Genomic DNA, 17555 nt, shown 5'->3' with positions numbered 1-17555 from the left:
GGAAAATGCCTCCTAAATTGTATGTTCAACAGCCTGTAATACTTCTTCAAATGTTGAATATTGTTGGCCGTACTGTATATTTGGTCGTGCAATAAGAATCGTTTCAATCTGGCATGCGAGAGCTGCCTCTAGCTTCTCATCAACTGAGCCCACTTTACCGCTTTCTTTGGTAATCATCAACGTCACTCCGTATTGACGAAATAGAGCTTCATTTAATTCCTTTGAAAACGGACCTTGAATAGCCACAATATCTCGCTGCGCCACGCCAAGTGCCTCACATTTTTCCATATTATCCAGTCGTGGAAGCATACGAGCGATTACTCTTGTGTTTTCTAAGCCCTGTAAAACCCTTGTAAATGTAGCGAGTGTTTTACTACCTGTCGTTAGCATAATGACACCGCGTTTTTCTGCAGCTAGCTGAGCTGCCTCCTCATAATCCTTTACAACAGTAATCAAAGGATGGGCATAATGTTCATGAGCTCTTTCATAGCGAATATAAGGAATCTTTGCCTGCTCTGCCGCTGCCATCGCATTTTTAGAGGCTTCCTCCGCAAATGGATGAGAAGCATCTACCACCAATTGATAGCCCTGCTCTGTCATGATGGTCGCCATTTCCTCAGCTGTCAGTCTACCGATTAAATGTGGCAGACCAACGTCAGCAAGACTAGAGGCTGCCGATTCAGTGACGACCGTAGCGGTTACCGCATAACCTGCACGTTGTAATGCAAGGGCTAGATCCCTTGCATCACTTGTCCCTGCTAACATGAAAATCATTTTACCGGCTCCTCTTCATGATGATGGTCATGGTCATGATGGTCATGCCCATGATCGTGATGGTCGTGATGATGATGATGCGCATGTCCATGATCGTGATCGTGATGGTGATGATGATGTGCATGTCCATGTACTGCCGCATAGGCGCGATAATCTTCTAGATCTTGCATACCTGTTGATGTACCGTTGATTGCCTGTTCAATACGCTCTAATAAAACATTTTGTAACCGTTCATGGTAGCCAAAATAGTTAGCAATTTGAATATCACAATCTGGATAAAGTTCATTAAACTTCTCACACATGCCATGCATGCGTTCCATCAAAATGCCTGTGAATAAAAAGTATGGTAACATGATGATTTTTTTTGCACCTAGTTTGACACAACGTTCAATTCCTTCTTCAACTCGTGGATCTGTGACACCCATAAAAGCACTTTCTACGTATTTTACAGGTAGTTTTTCCCATAAAAGTCGCGTGATTTTATAAAAATCACCATTAGCAGATGGATCACTGCCACCTCGTGCAATCAATAAAATCGCTGTGTCTTCCTGCTCTTGTTCTGAATTAAAGCCAATTTCAGCTAGGCGATCTTGTAAAATGGCAAAGATTTCATCATGGATACCAATTGTTTGACCATATGTGAAGGTAATCGTTGGATAATGCTCACGTGCATGCTCGATTTCCGCTGGAATATGCAGCTTTGAATGGCCTGCATGCAGTAAAATGATTGGAATTACATGTACCTCTGTAGCTCCCTTTTTCACACAGTTTGTAATACCTTCTTCGATGTTAGGTGAAGCAAATTCAAGGAAACAAGTTTCCACTAAAAATTGTTCATCAATACGCGGTGTCATTTGTTCGATAAATGTACGAACCTCATCATTTCCTGCTGCTAAACGGCTCCCATGGCCGACAAATAAAATAGCTTTCATCTCTCTACTCCTTACTAGTCGCCGCACGGAGCTGGCTCTACTTTTATTTTGGAAGACATATCTTGATACGTAAAATGCAGTATTTTTTTCACACGTTTAAAATATTTAAATAAGCGTTCATTTGGATGAGCATTTGCTTTATATTCTTCAATAATATCTGTAATGAGTGGAATCAGCTGCTCAGGCTCCAGCCCTTCTACAACAGGCTGTGCTGCGTGTGCTGTACGACCGACTGGTTTTGCTCCAATAAAGACATCAAATTTACTTTTGCGGTAGACGATACCAATATCATCAAATACAGCCCGATAACAGGCCATCCCACAGCCATTAAAGCCAATATTTAATGTCTTCGGTAAGGACATACCGCCTAGTTTTTCTTGTATTTCCTCTGCATATGGTATTGAATCAGCCTTTTCACCGTAGCAAAAATCACAAGCCTTCAGTGATAACACATCACCAATCGGGGCTAATAAAAACCCTACTTCCTGTAATTTCTCTGTGATCTGTTCAGGGGCAGTCGTTGGTATTTTCAAATGAATTTGATGATCTGGTGTGTATTCCATCGTCCCCTCATCCCCAACGACCTCCGCTAACGTCATCATTTGCTGGGGAGTAAAAAACTTATTGGCTACACCAGGACTTACTGCTAATTCAAAAATAGATTCTATTTTTTGCTGTACAAGCTTCGGTGTTACTTTGACTGCGCTTGTCCCTTTTACCATTGCAAGTGCCGCTGTAGCCATTTCAAGAGCTGTTTTTTTAGGCTTTGGCGTAGCGGCTATACTGGGTTTATTAAAGCGCCCTGCATTAGGGTCAGCCGTAAAGTCATTTCGCGCTGTTCCCGTCTCTTGGTTCATTGCCCAAGGTTCATTTTCTTCGCGTAAACGTTGATGTGGACGTAATGGCTGTTTCTCTTCACCCAGAGTATATTTACGTTGGTAACCGCGGGGCGTAATCATCTTATTGTCATAGAAAAATGTTGACGAATTCCCGATAATGACAGTTGTCAACATACCAATATCATGTTCTAGCATTTCTGCTAGTGTTGTCATGGTCACTTCTTGACGTTCTCGATAGGCACTTTTCACAAGCCCAACTGGTGTGTCTGGCGAACGATATTCTAAGAGTATTCGTTGAGCCTCGACAATTTGTCTTGTTCGACGTCCACTTTTAGGATTGTATAAAGCAATGACAAAGTCCGCCATTGCAGCTGCCTCGACACGCTTTGCAATTAAATTCCAAGGTGTTAGATGGTCACTCAAACTGATTGTACAAGCATCATGCATAATAGGTGCACCAAGTATGCTAGCGCATGAATTAATCGCAGAAATCCCAGGAACAATTTCAACTTCAATTCCTGTTGCTTCTGTCCAGCCTAGCTCAATTAACACCTCATAGACTAATCCTGCCATGCCATAGACGCCTGCATCACCACTCGAAATTACTGAGACGATGCTCCCTGCTTCGGCTTGACGAACGGCTTCCTGTGCACGCGACACTTCTTCTGTCATGCCTGTACTAACAATCGATTTTGCACTTACTAAATCTTGAATCAGCTCTACATAGGTTTTATAGCCTATAATCATATCACTTTGTTGTAAAGCCTCTACTGCACGTGTCGTAATATGCTTAAAATCTCCAGGTCCAAAGCCTACTACGAAAATTTTTCCTTTTTGCGCCATGTTGTTACCCCTCTTTCACCTTTTCGATCCCTTTAATAGCAGTTGTTTGAGCAGTACGCTGTAATGTACCTTCACGAAGTGTAAAGACATGTTCGTTGTATAAGGATTCATGATGTAAATCTTGTACTAGTGTTCTAGCATGCTCTGTTGATGGCACACGATACCAGTTTCCTTGAGGATAAGCGATTACCACACAAGCATCCTTGCAGCGTCCATTACAGCGCGTTCTTGTCGTATGTATTTCCTGATCGAGTGCTTGCCGCTGTATCTCATCTCGAATGGCTAAGGTAATTTCCTCCCCATCCTTTTTCATGCAGCTACTGCCATTGCAAATAAAGAGATGTGTTTTCATCCCCTCTAAATTCCAAGTTGTCATCTTCTGTCTCCCCTCATTTGCTTTTTGGAAAAAGAAAAACCTTTACTCTATAACGAAGAGTAAAGGTTTTGTAGAAGCCAAATAAAAACGAATAGAATGAAATACAGGTACCCGCTTTCGCTTCAACTTCTCCCTCCGAAAAGTTTGCATGCACAATCAAATAAGCAGGTTTCCTGACTTAAGCTTCATTTTACTGTCGCACCTTCCCAAGTTTGCACCAGTGGCTTTGCGATTTCATCAGCTATTACAGTAGCGGGGGCTGTATTGGATTTTCACCAATTTCCCTATTATCTCGAGCTATTCGAGCACTTATTGACGTTTTATATGAAATTTTTATTAGAATTTTAAATAGAAAACTGTCTTTATCATATCTTATTATTTTAAAATTTCAATATTTCTTTAAAAATTTATGACAAATTTATCAATTTTGAATGGAACTAGGTATGAAATTTATACAATCTATATAATTTGCGCACAAAATTTTATCAGAATATTCACCGTTGACCTTTAATTAAAAAAATTTCATAAAAGGTATAGCATATTTATGGAAATTCATGTTACACTTTGTCGTGAAATCTCACAATTTGAATTTTTTTCGGTGCAAAGTGCTTGTCATTTTGCTTAAAAGGGAAGCCGGTTTGAGTCCGGCGCGGTCCCGCCACTGTAATAGGGAGCTTTATAGAATATGTCACTGTCTAACGGATGGGAAGACCTATAAAGCATTGAACTAGAGCCAGGAGACCTGCCGAAAAATAAGTGATCGTTTCAACCTACGAGGATAGGTGTGCGGCTTAGCAGATGAGACTGTTATTTGCTTTTTTAGCTATGCACTTTTCCACCTAAGGAGAAGTGCTTTTTTTAATTACGCACGCAATATTCTAAAAATCTATTAATTAGTTAGGAGGAAAGCTTTTTGAAATTATCATGGTGGAAACTTAGTTATTTTTTACTGGCCTTTTTAATCGTGCCAAAACGTGCCTTTGCCATGCATATCATGGAAGGTTTTTTACCAATCGAATGGGCTATTTTTTGGTGGGTGATCTCTATCCCATTTATCATTCTAGGATTGCGTTCTATTCGAAAAACCATTGATGAAAATCCTGAAACAAAAATGCTTTTGGGGCTTTCAGGAGCCTTTGCCTTTGTGCTATCCGCCCTAAAAATCCCTTCAGTTACAGGTAGTTGCTCTCACCCAACTGGTGTAGGACTTGGGACAGTACTCTTTGGCCCTCTAGCAATGAGTGTAATTGGAACAATCGTTTTATTATTTCAATCTTTATTATTAGCTCATGGAGGAATTACAACTTTAGGGGCTAATGCCTTTTCTATGGCTATTGTTGGTCCTTTTATTGCTTACTTTGTCTTTAAAGGGGCTCAAAAAGTAGGGTTGTCATTTTCACTAGCCATATTCTTTGCAGCTATGCTTGGTGATTTAGGTACATACATTGTGACTTCTGTACAACTAGCACTAGCCTTTCCTTCAGAGGTTGGAGGCTTTATGGCATCCTTTACAAAGTTTGCAGGTATTTTTGCCTTAACTCAAATTCCTTTAGCAGTGAGTGAAGGAATTTTAACGGTCATTGTGATGAATTTCTTGAAAAAATACAATGTTAGCGAATTAAAAACGTTACGTGTTTTCTCAACAAAGGAGGCACATTAACAAATGAAGAAAAATTTATTGTTATTAGCAATTGTTGTGTTGTTAGCCATCATTCCCTTATTCATACAAAAAGGTGCTGAATTTGGTGGTGCTGATGGAGAAGCAGAAGCAGCTATTGGTGAAATTAATGCGGAATATGAACCATGGTTTGAAAGTCTATGGGAGCCACCAAGTGGTGAAATCGAAAGCTTATTATTCGTGCTACAGGCAGCTATAGGAGCTGGCTTTATTGGCTACTTCATCGGCTATATGCGTGGCAAACACAAAGAAGGTTAACCATTATGTTACTCATTGATAAGTATGCCTATCTGAATAAGCTAGCGTCCGTTCATCCGCTAGAAAAAATGATATTTTCACTTGGACTACTTCTCATAACGCTCATCATGAGAGATGAACGACTTTCACTCATTACATTTTTTGTAATGAGTGCTTTTATCATTTTAGGTGCAAAAATTCCGCTTGCATACTACGGCAAATTATTATTGCTACCTAGCTTTTTCTTATTAACAAGTCTCGTATCTATTTTACTTTCCTTTACATCATCAACGAATACACTCCCTGCCCATATTTGGTCGTTTACATTTAGGAATTGGGCTGTCTTTATTGGGAATGCAAGTGTGTTAGCAGCGCAACAGCTGTTCTTTATTGTCCTTGGTAGCATTAGTTGTTTATACTTTTTAATTCTAACCACTTCCGTACAAGGAATATGTTATGTGCTACGACAATGGCGACTCCCCTCTTTATTAGTGGAGCTCGTCGAACTAATCTATCGTTTTATTTTTATGTTTTTAGAAAGCATGCAAAATATACATCTCGCCCAGCAAGCACGTCTTGGCTATCATTCACCGATGCAATGGCTACGCTCTGTCTCCATGCTTATTGTGACATTATTTGTGGAAATGTTTCAGCGTAGCCGAGAGCTCAACAATGCCGTGCAATCACGTGGAGGCGAGGCCGTCTACTGGCAAGAGATGGGCTCTTATAGCAAGAAAAATTGGCTAGGCATGGCAGCTATTTTACTAGTCCTCATCATATATGGAGGGTATTTTACATGACAGCATTTTATTTTGAACTCAACCAATTATCTTATGCCTATGCGGATGGTACGAAGGCGTTGTCAGATATTACATTAGACATTCCAAAAGGTAAAAAAATCGCCATACTCGGACATAATGGCGCAGGAAAATCGACTTTATTTCAGCATCTTAACGGTATTTTAAAACCTACAGCTGGAACGATTGTATTCGAAGGCAACGATCTGGAATATAGTCGAAAAGCTTTAAAGGCCCTACGCCAAAAAGTCGGCATTGTTTTTCAGAATGCAGATCATCAGCTTTTTTCAGGGACCGTCAAGCAAGATATAGCATTTGGCCCATTGAATCTCGGCTGGTCTACTGAAAAAACGGAAGAAAAAATAGCATGGGCCGTTGCGCAAACCGAAGTGGAAGATTTGCTTGATAAACCCATTCATTTTTTAAGCGTAGGTCAGAAAAAACGTGTAGCAATGGCAGGTGTTTTAGCGATGGAGCCCTCTGTCCTTTTGTTAGATGAACCAACAGCAGGTCTTGATAATTATTATGCTACACAAGTATTACAATACTTAGCCAAATTAGATGATGGTGAGAGAACCATTTTACTAGCAACCCATGACATACCTCTCGCCTATGAATGGGCAGATCTAATCATTGTTATGGAGGCTGGAAAAATTATTTATAACGGTGATCCAATCACCTTGTTTTATGAAGACGAATTGTTACATCGCGCGCATCTTGAACGTCCATGGATTTTTGAAATGGTCATAGCTTTGCAAAAAAAGAAGCTATTGCAGGAAAATATCAACATCCCTCGTTCCAAGCAGGAGCTACAACAATTAATAGAACAGATCTAAAGCTTTTAATAATGCTAGGTTTTTTCGTTATACCTACCAAAAATTAAAATAGCAAAGAAAAATTTTCCTCCATTACGAAACTTTTCTAATCTTTGTCCGTATTAATATAGTCGAGATTTAATTTATAACACCAAGGAGAGATAACAATTGAAAAGTTGGTATAAAAAATCAGTCGCTGTTGTAGCATCTGCTGCACTCATGGTTCCTGCTGCTTCTGCCTTTGCTGAGGCACCTCAGCATAAAGCGAAAAACATGCTGGCAAACAGTGCGAAACAAACAGAGAAGAATGAAGAAAAATGGATGAGTAAGGATACAATTGTTATCAAGCATTCAGGTCTTGATAAAAACGTACATAAAAAAATTGGCTCCAAGGTCATCCGCTCCATTCCTTCATTAGGGTATGATGTTGTACAACTAAATAAAGGCGTATCGATCGAAAAAGCCGTCTCTTACTATTTAAAGCAAAACGGAATATCAAGTGTATCTCCTAGTTACATCTATCATTCTTTTAATAAAGAAGCTGATCCTAAAAAACAAGAGATGTATCATTTAAACTTACTGCAAATGGATAAGGCACTAGAATTAGCAGGCAACCATGATGTCACAGTTGCTGTCATTGATTCTGGTGTAGATTTTAAACACCCCGATCTAAAGTCACAAGTACTCCCACCCTATAATGCAGCAGCACCTGCTAATACTACCTATTCAGGCGATCACGGAACACATGTGGCAGGTATTATCGCCGCAGCAAAAGATAATGGCGTAGGTGGGCATGGGATTAATCCGAATGCAAAGTTACTGCCAATTGATGTATTTAACGGCAAAGAAGGTGCTAATGATTTCATTATTGCACAGGGTATTCTTTATGCAATTGAGCAGGGCGTTGACGTCATTAATATGAGTCTAGGAGGCTATGGTGAATCTCCCCTGATGAAGGAAGCCGTTCAGAAGGCGATTGATAGTGGGATTACAATTGTGGCGGCCGCAGGAAATGAATCGACAGATGAATATTCCTTCCCCGCTTCTTTCGAAGGTGTCATTAGTGTTGGTTCAACAAACGAACGCAACAAACTATCAAGCTACTCCAATTACGGACCATCTGTGGATATTGTTGCACCAGGTGAAGACATTTATAGTACCGTTCATGATGCGAAGAAAGGATCATCTTTTGTCAAGTTTAGTGGAACATCCATGGCTTCTCCTGTCGTGGCAGGTATCGCCTCTCTTCTTAAATCCAAAGACCCATCTTTAAAACCGCATCAAATAGAAGCGATTTTAGAAATGACCGCACAAGATTTGGGCGAGAAAGGCTATGATCTTACTTATGGTCACGGATTAGTTGATCCTGTAAAAGCATTACAATTTGATTTAAATAAATTGCCTAAGCATTATTCAGAGACAAAGGAAGATCGTATTAAGAACGCCAAGATCCTTGCTAAAAATAAGCTAAATACAGAACAGGGTGCTTTTGAACAGCAAGACGAAAAGAAATGGTATAAAGTCGATTTAGAAGAAAATGAATATGCTCAATTAACATTAAAAGGCGCTGACAAATACGACTATGCCTTTGATTTATATTTCTACCCAAATAGCGGGATTGGAGATGTAGAGCCTATCCATGTCAATGATGTTCGCGTAGGAAAAAAAGAAGGTTATCTATTTAAAGCAGATCAAAAGGGAACGCTTGTTATTGGTGTCAAAGATCATAATGGAAGCTATAGTTTAAAAGGCAAATCTACTTACATTTTTACAGCACAAACGACGAAGGACTTGCCAATTGATACAATAGACAAGTCTACGATGGAGCCTATTAAAAAGTTCCCATACAGTACAGCAGGTAAAAACTATACATTACTGTCAAAAGATCAACAACAAGATCAAGATTACTTCACGTTCTCTGTCAAAAAACCGACGACGTTACAATTTGATCTATCGGGAATTCCAGGTGTCACTGCCTCTATGGAGCTTTATCTAAAAGATGACTTTAATCCTGTGCCACCAGAAGAAATCGATCAAGCTGAAAATGATGAAGGTGAAGAAGAAGCCTATCCAATGCAGACCGCTTATGGTACAGCAAAAGGTGAACCGGTTCGTATGATTATCGACGCTGTTCCAGATCAAGAGTACGTTTTAAGTGTATCTAATGAAAGTAATAGCGAGTTTTCTATGGAGATGTTCTTTAGTGGCGGCATCGAAAAAGAAGAAACGATCAGCGAATCGATGATCCCTTACACATTAAAAGGTGAAGTAGTTTCCCTCCCACCTGATGAGGATGGTCTACCTGTAGATGAAGCCATGATCGAAGAAAATGTTCCAGAGAGCCAATTACCGCTTATAGAAAACAACATAAAAAAACGTAATGAAATTGACAGCCTGATGAGTATGTTATTGAATCCTACGGCTTCAGGCAACCTAGAAAATGTTGACCCTATCATTAAGCAGGCAATCCGCTTTGAAATAGGTGACGATCAAAAAGCTTATTTCCAAACAGATTATGATGAGGATTATTTCTTATTTAAAGCGAAGGAAGACGCCCTTTATAGCTTCAGCTTTTTGAAAGGCATGAACCAAATGCCGACAGGTACAGTGTTTGAATATGATGAAGAAACAAAAGAATTAATTCCCGTTTCTTCCTTAACTAATGACCTTGGTATACTGGCACTACTACTTGGTTCAGCTGGTAACGAAGACGATGCAAAGGTCATACCATTGAAAAAGGACAAAACATACGTGGTAGCCGTTGTCAATGCTGGAGAACGATCTGCTGAGCCTTATACATTGAAAACAAAGAAAATAGGCGATATTCCAGCAGAGTACAATCCAAACAATCATGAGGAAGCAAAAGCGCTAAAAATTCAACCAGGTACTACTTATAGAGACCACCTGATTTATCAAGATGATGTAGATTATTATTACTATAAGCAACAAGGCAATGATGAAGTCATGAGTCTGCTTCTTTCTTCGGTTCCCTTTACAAATGAACAATTAGCTCAGCTACCTAAAGAACTACAAAAAGACTTGAAATTTGCAGGAGCTATCATCGAAGATACGAACGGCAATATGAAGATTGATGCCAAAGAAATGGAGACAGAAATTCCATTTGGCTTAGGTGATAATATTCTTGAAATGTTACTTGGAATGATGGGTACAAACGATGTAAATACATCGTTTAAGGCGAAGAAGGATCGAGGCTATTTTATTCTAGTCAACAGCATGGGGCTTGGCCAAGTATCGATTCAGCCTTATACATTAACATTGTTTGATCATAAGCATGTGGATGAAGATGCGGATTCAAAATTAGTAAATGGAGTACCTAGCAAGCCATCTGTTCTTGTAAAAAAGGATGAGAAATGGGTTGCAACGCAATATTTAAATGCAGGTATACCATTTGGTGATAAAGACTATTTTGAATGGAATAACGATCAGAAACGCGAAGTCTTCTTCTCACTCCAAACAGAAAAAGCGTTGGATGGTGTTATTCGAGTGTTAGATGCAAACGGAAAAACCGTCAAAACATTCGATCTTTACGGTGTTGGTGATGCCGAGGTTGGTACGGTGGAGCTTGATGCAGGCAAATACTATATTGAAGTAAGTGAGTTTGATGGCAAAGCTAGCACACAACCCTATACGCTTGAAATAAATAGTTAGAATTAAAAATATCCCCTAGATCAAAACGATCTAGGGGATATTTATGATCTGAAAGAAGCATTTTCATCCAACGATGAGATTCACCACTTCGGCTTACATAAAATATTTAACATAATTACAATATTCATCTTGCTTCATTTGTAGCTTTTCATAAAGCTTACGTGCATTTACATTATCAGCCGCCGTTTGTAACGTGACATAGCGAGCATACTGTTGCTCGCAATAATGAAATACCTTTTCCATCAATGCCTTGCCCACCCCTAGGCCTCTAGCATCTTCTGTTACATAAATATCATTTAAAATATAGGCTCGCTGTAAAGCAATGGACGAAAATGTTGGATATAATTGTGTAAATCCAATTATCTTGTCATCCATCAGCGCGATAAAAATGACGGATTCTTTCAAGGCCAATCGTAATTGTAAAAATGCCTTGGCACTGCTTATATCTGACTCAATTCCATAAAATTGACGATATTCATCAAACAGTTTTGCTAAGTCCTCTAGTTCTTCCATTGTTGCTTGTAGTATTTCCATTCTAGTCTCCCCTTGTGTCTACCCATGATTGTCTAGCTTTATAAAACTAGTTTTTATTATATAGGAAATACTGGTATAAAGAAAAGAATACTCCTCTCAATCCAGAAAAGATTCACTTTTATTCACCTAAATAATTGGCAACCTTCTTGACGATCTGCCTCCAATTTAATTCCTTGCGGGCAAATGCTTGAAGCTGGACACAAGTATCTGCCAATAATGATTCCTGTGCTGCAACTTGTTGCAATGTCCGACCTATCGCCTCCCAATCATGTGTAGGATGGATTGTACCAAAACGCTGTTGTTGTGTAATATCAGCAGCACCATCCACATCTGTTGTCACGATATAGCAACCATTTTTAGCTGCCTCCGCAAAGACATGGGCATAGCATTCGACTAAAGACGTTAAGCAAAAAATTTTAGCCTTACGATACTCCTCTTCTAGCTGAACCTTATCAACAACAGGTCCTACCATCGTTACTTGAGCGGCAAGCGGATGACTATCTAGTAATAGTCTCAGCTCTTCTTGAAATGAGACTGACATCGGCCCTACTAAACGAAGCTCCCAATCTGGCAGTTGTGCTGCTAAAAATGCCTTAACTGTCAAAATTGTTTGCTTTTCTGGTGCATCCAATCGCCCAACTGTTAGAATTCTATTTTCTTTCTCGTGAAACGGCACTGGCTCTGTGGGGAAATGTTCATAAAAACCATTGGGTATATGTTTAACATCCAATTGTGAAAAGTCTTTGATTGCTGTTTGAATAGATATGCATTCAGAGGTAAGGAGATCACAAAGCTGCAACAACTCTAAAAAATAGGGATAGGTTTTTAATCGATTTAGCCAAAATCGATTAACATCTAATTTCATATAAATTTTGCCATTTGGATTAAAATGCTTATAGGTTTTCAAAATAGCTAAATAGGATGGATAGGGTCCAATAGCAAAGGCAATGTCGATGTCCCTTGCATGCTGGGCTAAATAGGCATTCATATTCACCACATAATCATCTTCAAATGGTACAGACTCAAATTTTACAGTGGGAAAGACTTGTTGAAGTAGAGCTTCATTCATTTCTGTCGTGACAATAGTGACCTCATAGCCTAAATGTTCCCCCAATAAAATAGGCACTAGACACAAATCTTTGAAAATATGGGCATCCGAAAGTTTGTAAGATTCCACGCTACAAATAAATGCTATTCTTTTTGTCATCGTATCCCTCTTTCTAAAAAAAGCGCTCTCGCTAGTTTATGACCTCTCTTGCTAAATGTGCTTATGTTAGTAAATTTTCGTCTTTCTTATGCCATATCTCTAGTAAACATAAAAATTCTATCTAAAAACACTCTCTTAAAAACATCCTAAAATAAGCAATTGCCTACAGTAGCACTACGTCTACGCATATTGTATTAAAGGATCTACTCAGTCACATGGAACAACTCTACTAATGAACATAGAATGGAGGGATCAGATGAAGATTAGTTTTTTATCACCTGCATTTAATAGCGAAGAATGGATCGTAACGATGCTTGATAGTATTCCTAAAGAATATGCCTATGAAATTCTTGTGGTAGATGATGGCTCTACAGACAATACGCTAGCCATTTTACAGGATTATCAGAAAAACTGTGCAGCTTTAAAAATCATCGTTCATCCTACGAATTTAGGTGCGAGTGTTGCCTACAATCGCTGCATTGCAGAAGCAACAGGAGATTATATAGCCATCATCGATAGTGATGACCACTATTTACCTGCTATTCGCAATGTACTAGCACAAGTGGATGGCACATTTGATATTTACTATTACAACATGATTATTAAAAATGGCTTTGCTTTTATTAAAGATGAATCCAACCGCTATTCCTTACCTGGGCAATTTAAGATTATCAGGAGAAGTTTAATTGGAGATGCGAAATTTACGATACGCAAAGATATTGCAGGAGATTGGGATTTTAATTGTGCCCTGATGGATAAAAATCCGACAAGTAAATATACTAACGAATTTGCTTATTGGTACAACTACCCTAGGGAGAACTCAGAATGTGACCTACATCAAAGAGGATTGAAATAATAGCATGCAGGAGGTGTAACGAACTATACAATGTTTACAGATAAAATATTATTGATTACTGGAGGCACGGGCTCTTTCGGGAACGCCGTATTAAAGCGATTCTTAAATACGGATATCAAGGAAATTCGGATTTTTTCAAGGGATGAAAAAAAGCAAGATGATATGCGAAAACACTATCAGCATACAAAAATTAAATTTTATATCGGGGATGTCCGCGATATTCAAAGCATTCACAATGCGATGTATAATGTTGACTATGTATTTCATGCCGCCGCTCTCAAGCAAGTTCCCTCCTGCGAATTTTTTCCCTTAGAAGCTGTGAAAACCAATATTTTAGGAACAGATCACGTACTAACAGCCGCCATTCAAGCTGGCGTCAAGAAAATCATTTGCCTGTCGACAGATAAGGCCGCGTACCCTGTCAATGCGATGGGTATATCCAAGGCAATGATGGAAAAAACGTTTATTGCAAAGTCACGAATGGTTGACCCTCACCATACCCTAATTTGTGGCACTCGATACGGTAATGTCATGGCTTCACGAGGCTCGGTTATCCCATTATTCATTGAACAAATAAAGGCTGGGAAACCTTTAACGATTACGGACCCTCATATGACACGTTTTATGATGAGCCTTGAGGAAGCGGTAGAATTGGTATTGTACGCATTCTCACATGCTCAAAACGGGGATATTATGGTGCAAAAATCACCTGCTGCCACAATAGCAAATTTAGCACAGGCTTTACTTGAGATCTTTCAAGCAAACAACGCCATGCAAATTATCGGAACACGGCACGGAGAAAAAATGTATGAAGTATTATGTACGAAGGAGGAAGCAGCAAAAGCTATTGATATGGGCCATTTCTATCGAATCCCCGCGGATAATCGGGATTTAAATTATGGAAAATACCTCGATGAGGGCTCTCCAAAAATTACATTAACGGATGAATATAACTCGAACAATACCCAACAATTAAGTGTGGCTGACATTAAAGTAAAGCTATTAACATTGCCTCTTATACAAGAAGAGCTCCTTCATTGGACAGGAGGAAAACCATGAAATTTTTAGTGCTCGGTGCTACAGGCATGGCTGGTCATACCATTGCCATCTATTTATGTGAACAAGGGCATGATGTAACAACATACTCTCGAACCCCTTTTCCCTATGGCAATAATAGAACAGGTGATGTGACAGACTCCCATTTTTTAAGGTCGCTACTACTAGACAATGAGGTAGATGTCGTCATTAATTGTATTGGTGTTTTAAACAATGCTTGTGAGGCTCATCCTGCCCAAAGTGTTTTACTGAATAGCTATTTACCGCATGCCATTGTATCTCTCCTTGAAAATCGTCACACAAAGCTTATTCATCTAAGTACCGACTGCGTATTTTCAGGCAAAAGTGCTCCCTACTATGAAAATAGTGTACTAGACGGGGAAACCTTTTATGACCGCACAAAAGGTATAGGGGAAGTGAATAACGACAAGCACATAACATTTCGTAATTCCATAATTGGTCCTGATTTGAAAAAGGATGGCATCGGACTCTTCAATTGGTTTATGCAACAAAAAAGTCCCGTCTATGGCTATTCGGGTGCTATTTGGACGGGAGTGACAACACTTACTTTGGCTAAAGCCATTGAACGCGCTGCACAACAAGATTTAACAGGACTCTATCATCTCGTCAATACGACAAATATTTCTAAACACGATCTACTGCATCTATTTAATAAGCACTTCCTGAACAACAGTATAAAAATTCTTCCTCATCACGTTGTTCAAATCAATAAAACATTAATAAATACAAGAAATGACTTTTCATTTATTGTCCCTAGCTACGAAGAAATGATGATAGAGATGAAGGAATGGATATTGCAGCATAAACACTTATATCCTCACTATTTTCAATGATCCATACATCAACTCCATTATGGATGACGATTCGTAATGGGGTTCCCCTACCGAATAACTGTCCCTTCAGGTAATTGACCATCCTTAATCCAATTCTCTACAAAGCGATTAAAAAATGCAGGCTGGGCTAATGAGACGCCGTGACCGATGTTCTTCAATAACACACCCTTGCTATTTGGATGACTTCGCACAAGTGCTTTAGCAGATTTTCTCATGTTGCTTTTCTCTTTTTCTCCCACAGTTATTAGAATCTTTCCTTGAGCTTTGTTAAAGTCAGCTGGGATGGAAAACGACATATTTTCTCGCAAAATTTGAATCAATGTATCTACTTTCATCGTGGCACTCTCTTGATAGTAACGCTCAAAATAATCTTCTTGAATGTACAGGGCTTTTGCTTGAAGTTTCGCAAATGTTTTATTTTTTATAAGCGGAAATGACAGTCGAATAAACGGTTGAAGCATCCTTTCTACAGTAGGAGAGGGTATCACGAGCGCACTATTGATGATCGTAAAATCGATTAAACTAGGCTGTAGACTTAGCATTTGAATAGCGATTTGCGCTCCTAAAGAGAAACCAATTACTATAACAGGCTTCCCTTTGGCTTTTTTCTCAATAAGCAGAAGAAGCTCTTTCGCACTTTGTTCAATGGAAAATGGATTGTGTGTCATTAGCTCAGGTATAACACAGTGATAATGGGAAAAATGGTGAACTTGCTGATCCCACATCCACCCTCCAACGCCCCCTCCATGAATAAACATCATGAAAGGATTGTTAGCATCCCCATACTCCTTGTATTGCATAGATACACCTACTTTCATTCTTTCTCATTCATGGTCATCTAAAAAATCTTTACTAAAGCTTGTTTGGGATTGATAGGAGGAACGTTTCCCTAAATCTACACCACGTTTTATAATCCCCTTGCCAAACCGTCCCTCAATTTCATCGACAAGCTTGAGAATCGGTTCATCTTTCGCATGCTCCTGAAAATCAAATATCGATAATTGCTGTGAATAATCTTTACGATCCACCACATTGGAAACCGTTACACCAAGTAATCTTACAGGAGATTCATCCCAATGCTTATCAAATAAAGTACAAGCAATGTCGTAAATTTCATCATAACGATACAGGACATTGGACATTGTTTTCGAACGTGTATGATTATGCCAATCAGCATCCCGAATTTGAATGCTCACAGTTGAACCTGCTAAGCGCTTCGCATCAAGACGCTCCACCACTTTTTTACATAGACCTTCGATTGTTTTATGAAGTGTACGAACATCTGTTACATCTTCTGGTAATGTTGTTGAATTCCCAACGCTTTTCGTATCAAAGATTGCCTCAGGATCGACCATGCGCTGATCCACCCCATTGGCCCTTGCTCGAAGCCGTACCCCATTCTTCCCTAAAATTTGCTTCATTTTAAATTCTTCTGTCTTAGCTAAATCACCTATTGTAAAGATGCCTTGTGCATTTAATTTTTTAGCAGTACTTGCTCCAATCCCATGCATGTTGACAACCTCACGATGCCATAATTGCTGTTCAATATCCCGTATTCGTAGTACGGTAATCCCCATTGGTTTCTTCATATCAGAGGCTGTTTTCGCTAAAAATTTATTCGGTGCAATACCGATGGAACAAGGTAAATCCAGCTCAGCTAAAATGCGCGCTTGTATTTCCTGGGCAATACTTAAGGCATGCCGTTCCTTGCTTAGCTCAGTCACATCCAAGTAGCCCTCATCAATCGAAACAGGCTCTACTAATGGTGTATAGCTTCGAAGAATGGTGAACATTTCTTTAGATGCATGACGATACTTTTGAAAATCTGGAGGTAATAACAATAGCTCAGGACATTTACGCTTCGCTTCATGAACAGTCATAGTTGTATAAATGCCTAGCGCTCTTGCTTCATATGAACAAGTTACTAAAATGCCACGCCGTTCCTTTGGGTTCCCTGCAATTGCGATAGGCTTCCCCTTTAAACTTAGGTCATGTGCTTGCTCCACAGAAGCATAGAAACTGTTCATATCCACATGCAAAATAACACGCCCTTTATGTGCCATGCTCATCACCTCGTTTCTTTCTTAG

Annotated in this window: 16 protein-coding genes and 2 riboswitches; of the genes, 8 read left to right on the top strand and 8 right to left on the bottom strand. The window is 39.3% G+C overall.

What is annotated here, in order from left to right:
• Positions 1–12: 12 nt before the first annotated feature.
• From cobK to BFM98_RS00475, 4 genes are read right to left on the bottom strand one after another with little or no spacing between them, the layout of a single operon-like run.
• Positions 13–774, bottom strand: coding sequence for a precorrin-6A reductase (gene cobK / locus BFM98_RS00490; RefSeq protein ID WP_004231302.1), 762 nt, complete (start codon positions 772–774; stop codon positions 13–15).
• Positions 771–1706 carry a sirohydrochlorin chelatase gene (locus BFM98_RS00485; RefSeq protein ID WP_066036242.1) on the bottom strand — a complete coding sequence of 312 codons (936 nt, stop codon included), beginning with the start codon at positions 1704–1706 and terminating at the stop codon, positions 771–773. The genes cobK and BFM98_RS00485 overlap by 4 nt, the downstream gene beginning before the upstream one ends.
• Before the next feature lie 14 nt (positions 1707–1720).
• Entirely contained in the window at positions 1721–3388 is a 1668-nt protein-coding gene (gene cobJ / locus BFM98_RS00480) for a precorrin-3B C(17)-methyltransferase (RefSeq protein ID WP_048392344.1), read from the bottom strand.
• 4 nt (positions 3389–3392) lie between these two features.
• The gene (locus BFM98_RS00475; RefSeq protein ID WP_004231296.1) at positions 3393–3764 is read right to left on the bottom strand and encodes a (2Fe-2S) ferredoxin domain-containing protein; all 372 of its coding nucleotides are present in this window, start codon (positions 3762–3764) and stop codon (positions 3393–3395) included.
• Positions 3765–3910: 146 nt separating this feature from the next.
• Positions 3911–4092, bottom strand: a riboswitch (cobalamin riboswitch).
• Positions 4093–4343: 251 nt separating this feature from the next.
• Positions 4344–4528, top strand: a riboswitch (cobalamin riboswitch).
• A 149-nt stretch (positions 4529–4677) separates the two neighbouring features.
• Here BFM98_RS00475 and BFM98_RS00470 point away from each other — a divergent pair.
• The 5 genes from BFM98_RS00470 to BFM98_RS00450 all read left to right on the top strand — a co-directional run bounded on the left by BFM98_RS00470 (position 4678) and on the right by BFM98_RS00450 (position 10960).
• Positions 4678–5424 (top strand): energy-coupling factor ABC transporter permease, encoded by a 747-nt coding sequence (locus BFM98_RS00470; protein WP_048392343.1) that lies wholly within the window; start codon positions 4678–4680, stop codon positions 5422–5424.
• A 3-nt stretch (positions 5425–5427) separates the two neighbouring features.
• Complete coding sequence (locus BFM98_RS00465; protein ID WP_009370241.1) at positions 5428–5700, top strand: energy-coupling factor ABC transporter substrate-binding protein; 273 nt, start codon at positions 5428–5430, stop codon at positions 5698–5700.
• A gap of 5 nt (positions 5701–5705) precedes the next feature.
• A complete protein-coding gene (gene cbiQ / locus BFM98_RS00460; protein ID WP_066036241.1) occupies positions 5706–6479 on the top strand; it encodes a cobalt ECF transporter T component CbiQ in 774 nt (257 codons plus the stop codon).
• On the top strand, positions 6476–7312 hold the full coding sequence (locus BFM98_RS00455) for an energy-coupling factor ABC transporter ATP-binding protein (RefSeq protein ID WP_048392341.1): 837 nt from the start codon (positions 6476–6478) through the stop codon (positions 7310–7312). Before cbiQ ends, BFM98_RS00455 begins: the two co-directional genes overlap by 4 nt.
• 147 nt (positions 7313–7459) lie before the next feature.
• On the top strand, positions 7460–10960 hold the full coding sequence (locus BFM98_RS00450) for a S8 family serine peptidase (protein ID WP_066036240.1): 3501 nt from the start codon (positions 7460–7462) through the stop codon (positions 10958–10960).
• Between the two features lie 93 nt (positions 10961–11053).
• Here the strand turns inward: BFM98_RS00450 and BFM98_RS00445 are convergent, their stop codons facing one another.
• Positions 11054–11494 carry a GNAT family N-acetyltransferase gene (locus BFM98_RS00445; protein ID WP_066036239.1) on the bottom strand — a complete coding sequence of 147 codons (441 nt, stop codon included), beginning with the start codon at positions 11492–11494 and terminating at the stop codon, positions 11054–11056.
• A gap of 118 nt (positions 11495–11612) precedes the next feature.
• Entirely contained in the window at positions 11613–12701 is a 1089-nt protein-coding gene (locus BFM98_RS00440; RefSeq protein ID WP_066036238.1) for a glycosyltransferase, read from the bottom strand.
• A 256-nt stretch (positions 12702–12957) separates the two neighbouring features.
• On the opposite strand from BFM98_RS00440, the gene BFM98_RS00435 reads away from it, so the two are divergent.
• From BFM98_RS00435 to BFM98_RS00425, 3 genes are read left to right on the top strand one after another with little or no spacing between them, the layout of a single operon-like run.
• Positions 12958–13557 (top strand): glycosyltransferase family 2 protein, encoded by a 600-nt coding sequence (locus BFM98_RS00435; RefSeq protein ID WP_066036237.1) that lies wholly within the window; start codon positions 12958–12960, stop codon positions 13555–13557.
• A 30-nt stretch (positions 13558–13587) separates the two neighbouring features.
• Positions 13588–14616 (top strand): polysaccharide biosynthesis protein, encoded by a 1029-nt coding sequence (locus tag BFM98_RS00430; RefSeq protein ID WP_054549192.1) that lies wholly within the window; start codon positions 13588–13590, stop codon positions 14614–14616.
• Positions 14613–15467, top strand: a complete 855-nt coding sequence (locus BFM98_RS00425) for an SDR family oxidoreductase (protein ID WP_054549191.1) — start codon at positions 14613–14615, stop codon at positions 15465–15467. The genes BFM98_RS00430 and BFM98_RS00425 overlap by 4 nt, the downstream gene beginning before the upstream one ends.
• 47 nt (positions 15468–15514) lie before the next feature.
• Here BFM98_RS00425 and BFM98_RS00420 read toward each other — a convergent pair whose 3' ends face one another.
• Both BFM98_RS00420 and BFM98_RS00415 read right to left on the bottom strand, forming a co-directional pair.
• Positions 15515–16267 (bottom strand): alpha/beta fold hydrolase, encoded by a 753-nt coding sequence (locus BFM98_RS00420; protein ID WP_066036236.1) that lies wholly within the window; start codon positions 16265–16267, stop codon positions 15515–15517.
• 24 nt (positions 16268–16291) lie between these two features.
• Positions 16292–17530 carry a DNA polymerase IV gene (locus tag BFM98_RS00415; RefSeq protein WP_066036235.1) on the bottom strand — a complete coding sequence of 413 codons (1239 nt, stop codon included), beginning with the start codon at positions 17528–17530 and terminating at the stop codon, positions 16292–16294.
• Between the last annotated feature and the right edge of the window lie 25 nt (positions 17531–17555).

The organism is Lysinibacillus sp. AR18-8 (assembly GCF_001705465.1).
Lineage (GTDB): Bacteria > Bacillota > Bacilli > Bacillales_A > Planococcaceae > Lysinibacillus > Lysinibacillus capsici.
This window is presented reverse-complemented; position numbering and strand designations above follow the sequence as displayed.

What these genes read in the sequence shown, in the direction of transcription:
- cobK (WP_004231302.1), bottom strand. Translation starts at nt 774, where the DNA reads ATGATTTTCATGTTAGCAGGGACAAGTGATGCAAGGGATCTAGCCCTT.
- BFM98_RS00485 (WP_066036242.1), bottom strand. Translation starts at nt 1,706, where the DNA reads ATGAAAGCTATTTTATTTGTCGGCCATGGGAGCCGTTTAGCAGCAGGA.
- cobJ (WP_048392344.1), bottom strand. Translation starts at nt 3,388, where the DNA reads ATGGCGCAAAAAGGAAAAATTTTCGTAGTAGGCTTTGGACCTGGAGAT.
- BFM98_RS00475 (WP_004231296.1), bottom strand. Translation starts at nt 3,764, where the DNA reads ATGACAACTTGGAATTTAGAGGGGATGAAAACACATCTCTTTATTTGC.
- BFM98_RS00465 (WP_009370241.1), top strand. Translation starts at nt 5,428, where the DNA reads ATGAAGAAAAATTTATTGTTATTAGCAATTGTTGTGTTGTTAGCCATC.
- cbiQ (WP_066036241.1), top strand. Translation starts at nt 5,706, where the DNA reads ATGTTACTCATTGATAAGTATGCCTATCTGAATAAGCTAGCGTCCGTT.
- BFM98_RS00455 (WP_048392341.1), top strand. Translation starts at nt 6,476, where the DNA reads ATGACAGCATTTTATTTTGAACTCAACCAATTATCTTATGCCTATGCG.
- BFM98_RS00445 (WP_066036239.1), bottom strand. Translation starts at nt 11,494, where the DNA reads ATGGAAATACTACAAGCAACAATGGAAGAACTAGAGGACTTAGCAAAA.
- BFM98_RS00440 (WP_066036238.1), bottom strand. Translation starts at nt 12,701, where the DNA reads ATGACAAAAAGAATAGCATTTATTTGTAGCGTGGAATCTTACAAACTT.
- BFM98_RS00435 (WP_066036237.1), top strand. Translation starts at nt 12,958, where the DNA reads ATGAAGATTAGTTTTTTATCACCTGCATTTAATAGCGAAGAATGGATC.
- BFM98_RS00430 (WP_054549192.1), top strand. Translation starts at nt 13,588, where the DNA reads ATGTTTACAGATAAAATATTATTGATTACTGGAGGCACGGGCTCTTTC.
- BFM98_RS00425 (WP_054549191.1), top strand. Translation starts at nt 14,613, where the DNA reads ATGAAATTTTTAGTGCTCGGTGCTACAGGCATGGCTGGTCATACCATT.
- BFM98_RS00420 (WP_066036236.1), bottom strand. Translation starts at nt 16,267, where the DNA reads ATGCAATACAAGGAGTATGGGGATGCTAACAATCCTTTCATGATGTTT.
- BFM98_RS00415 (WP_066036235.1), bottom strand. Translation starts at nt 17,530, where the DNA reads ATGGCACATAAAGGGCGTGTTATTTTGCATGTGGATATGAACAGTTTC.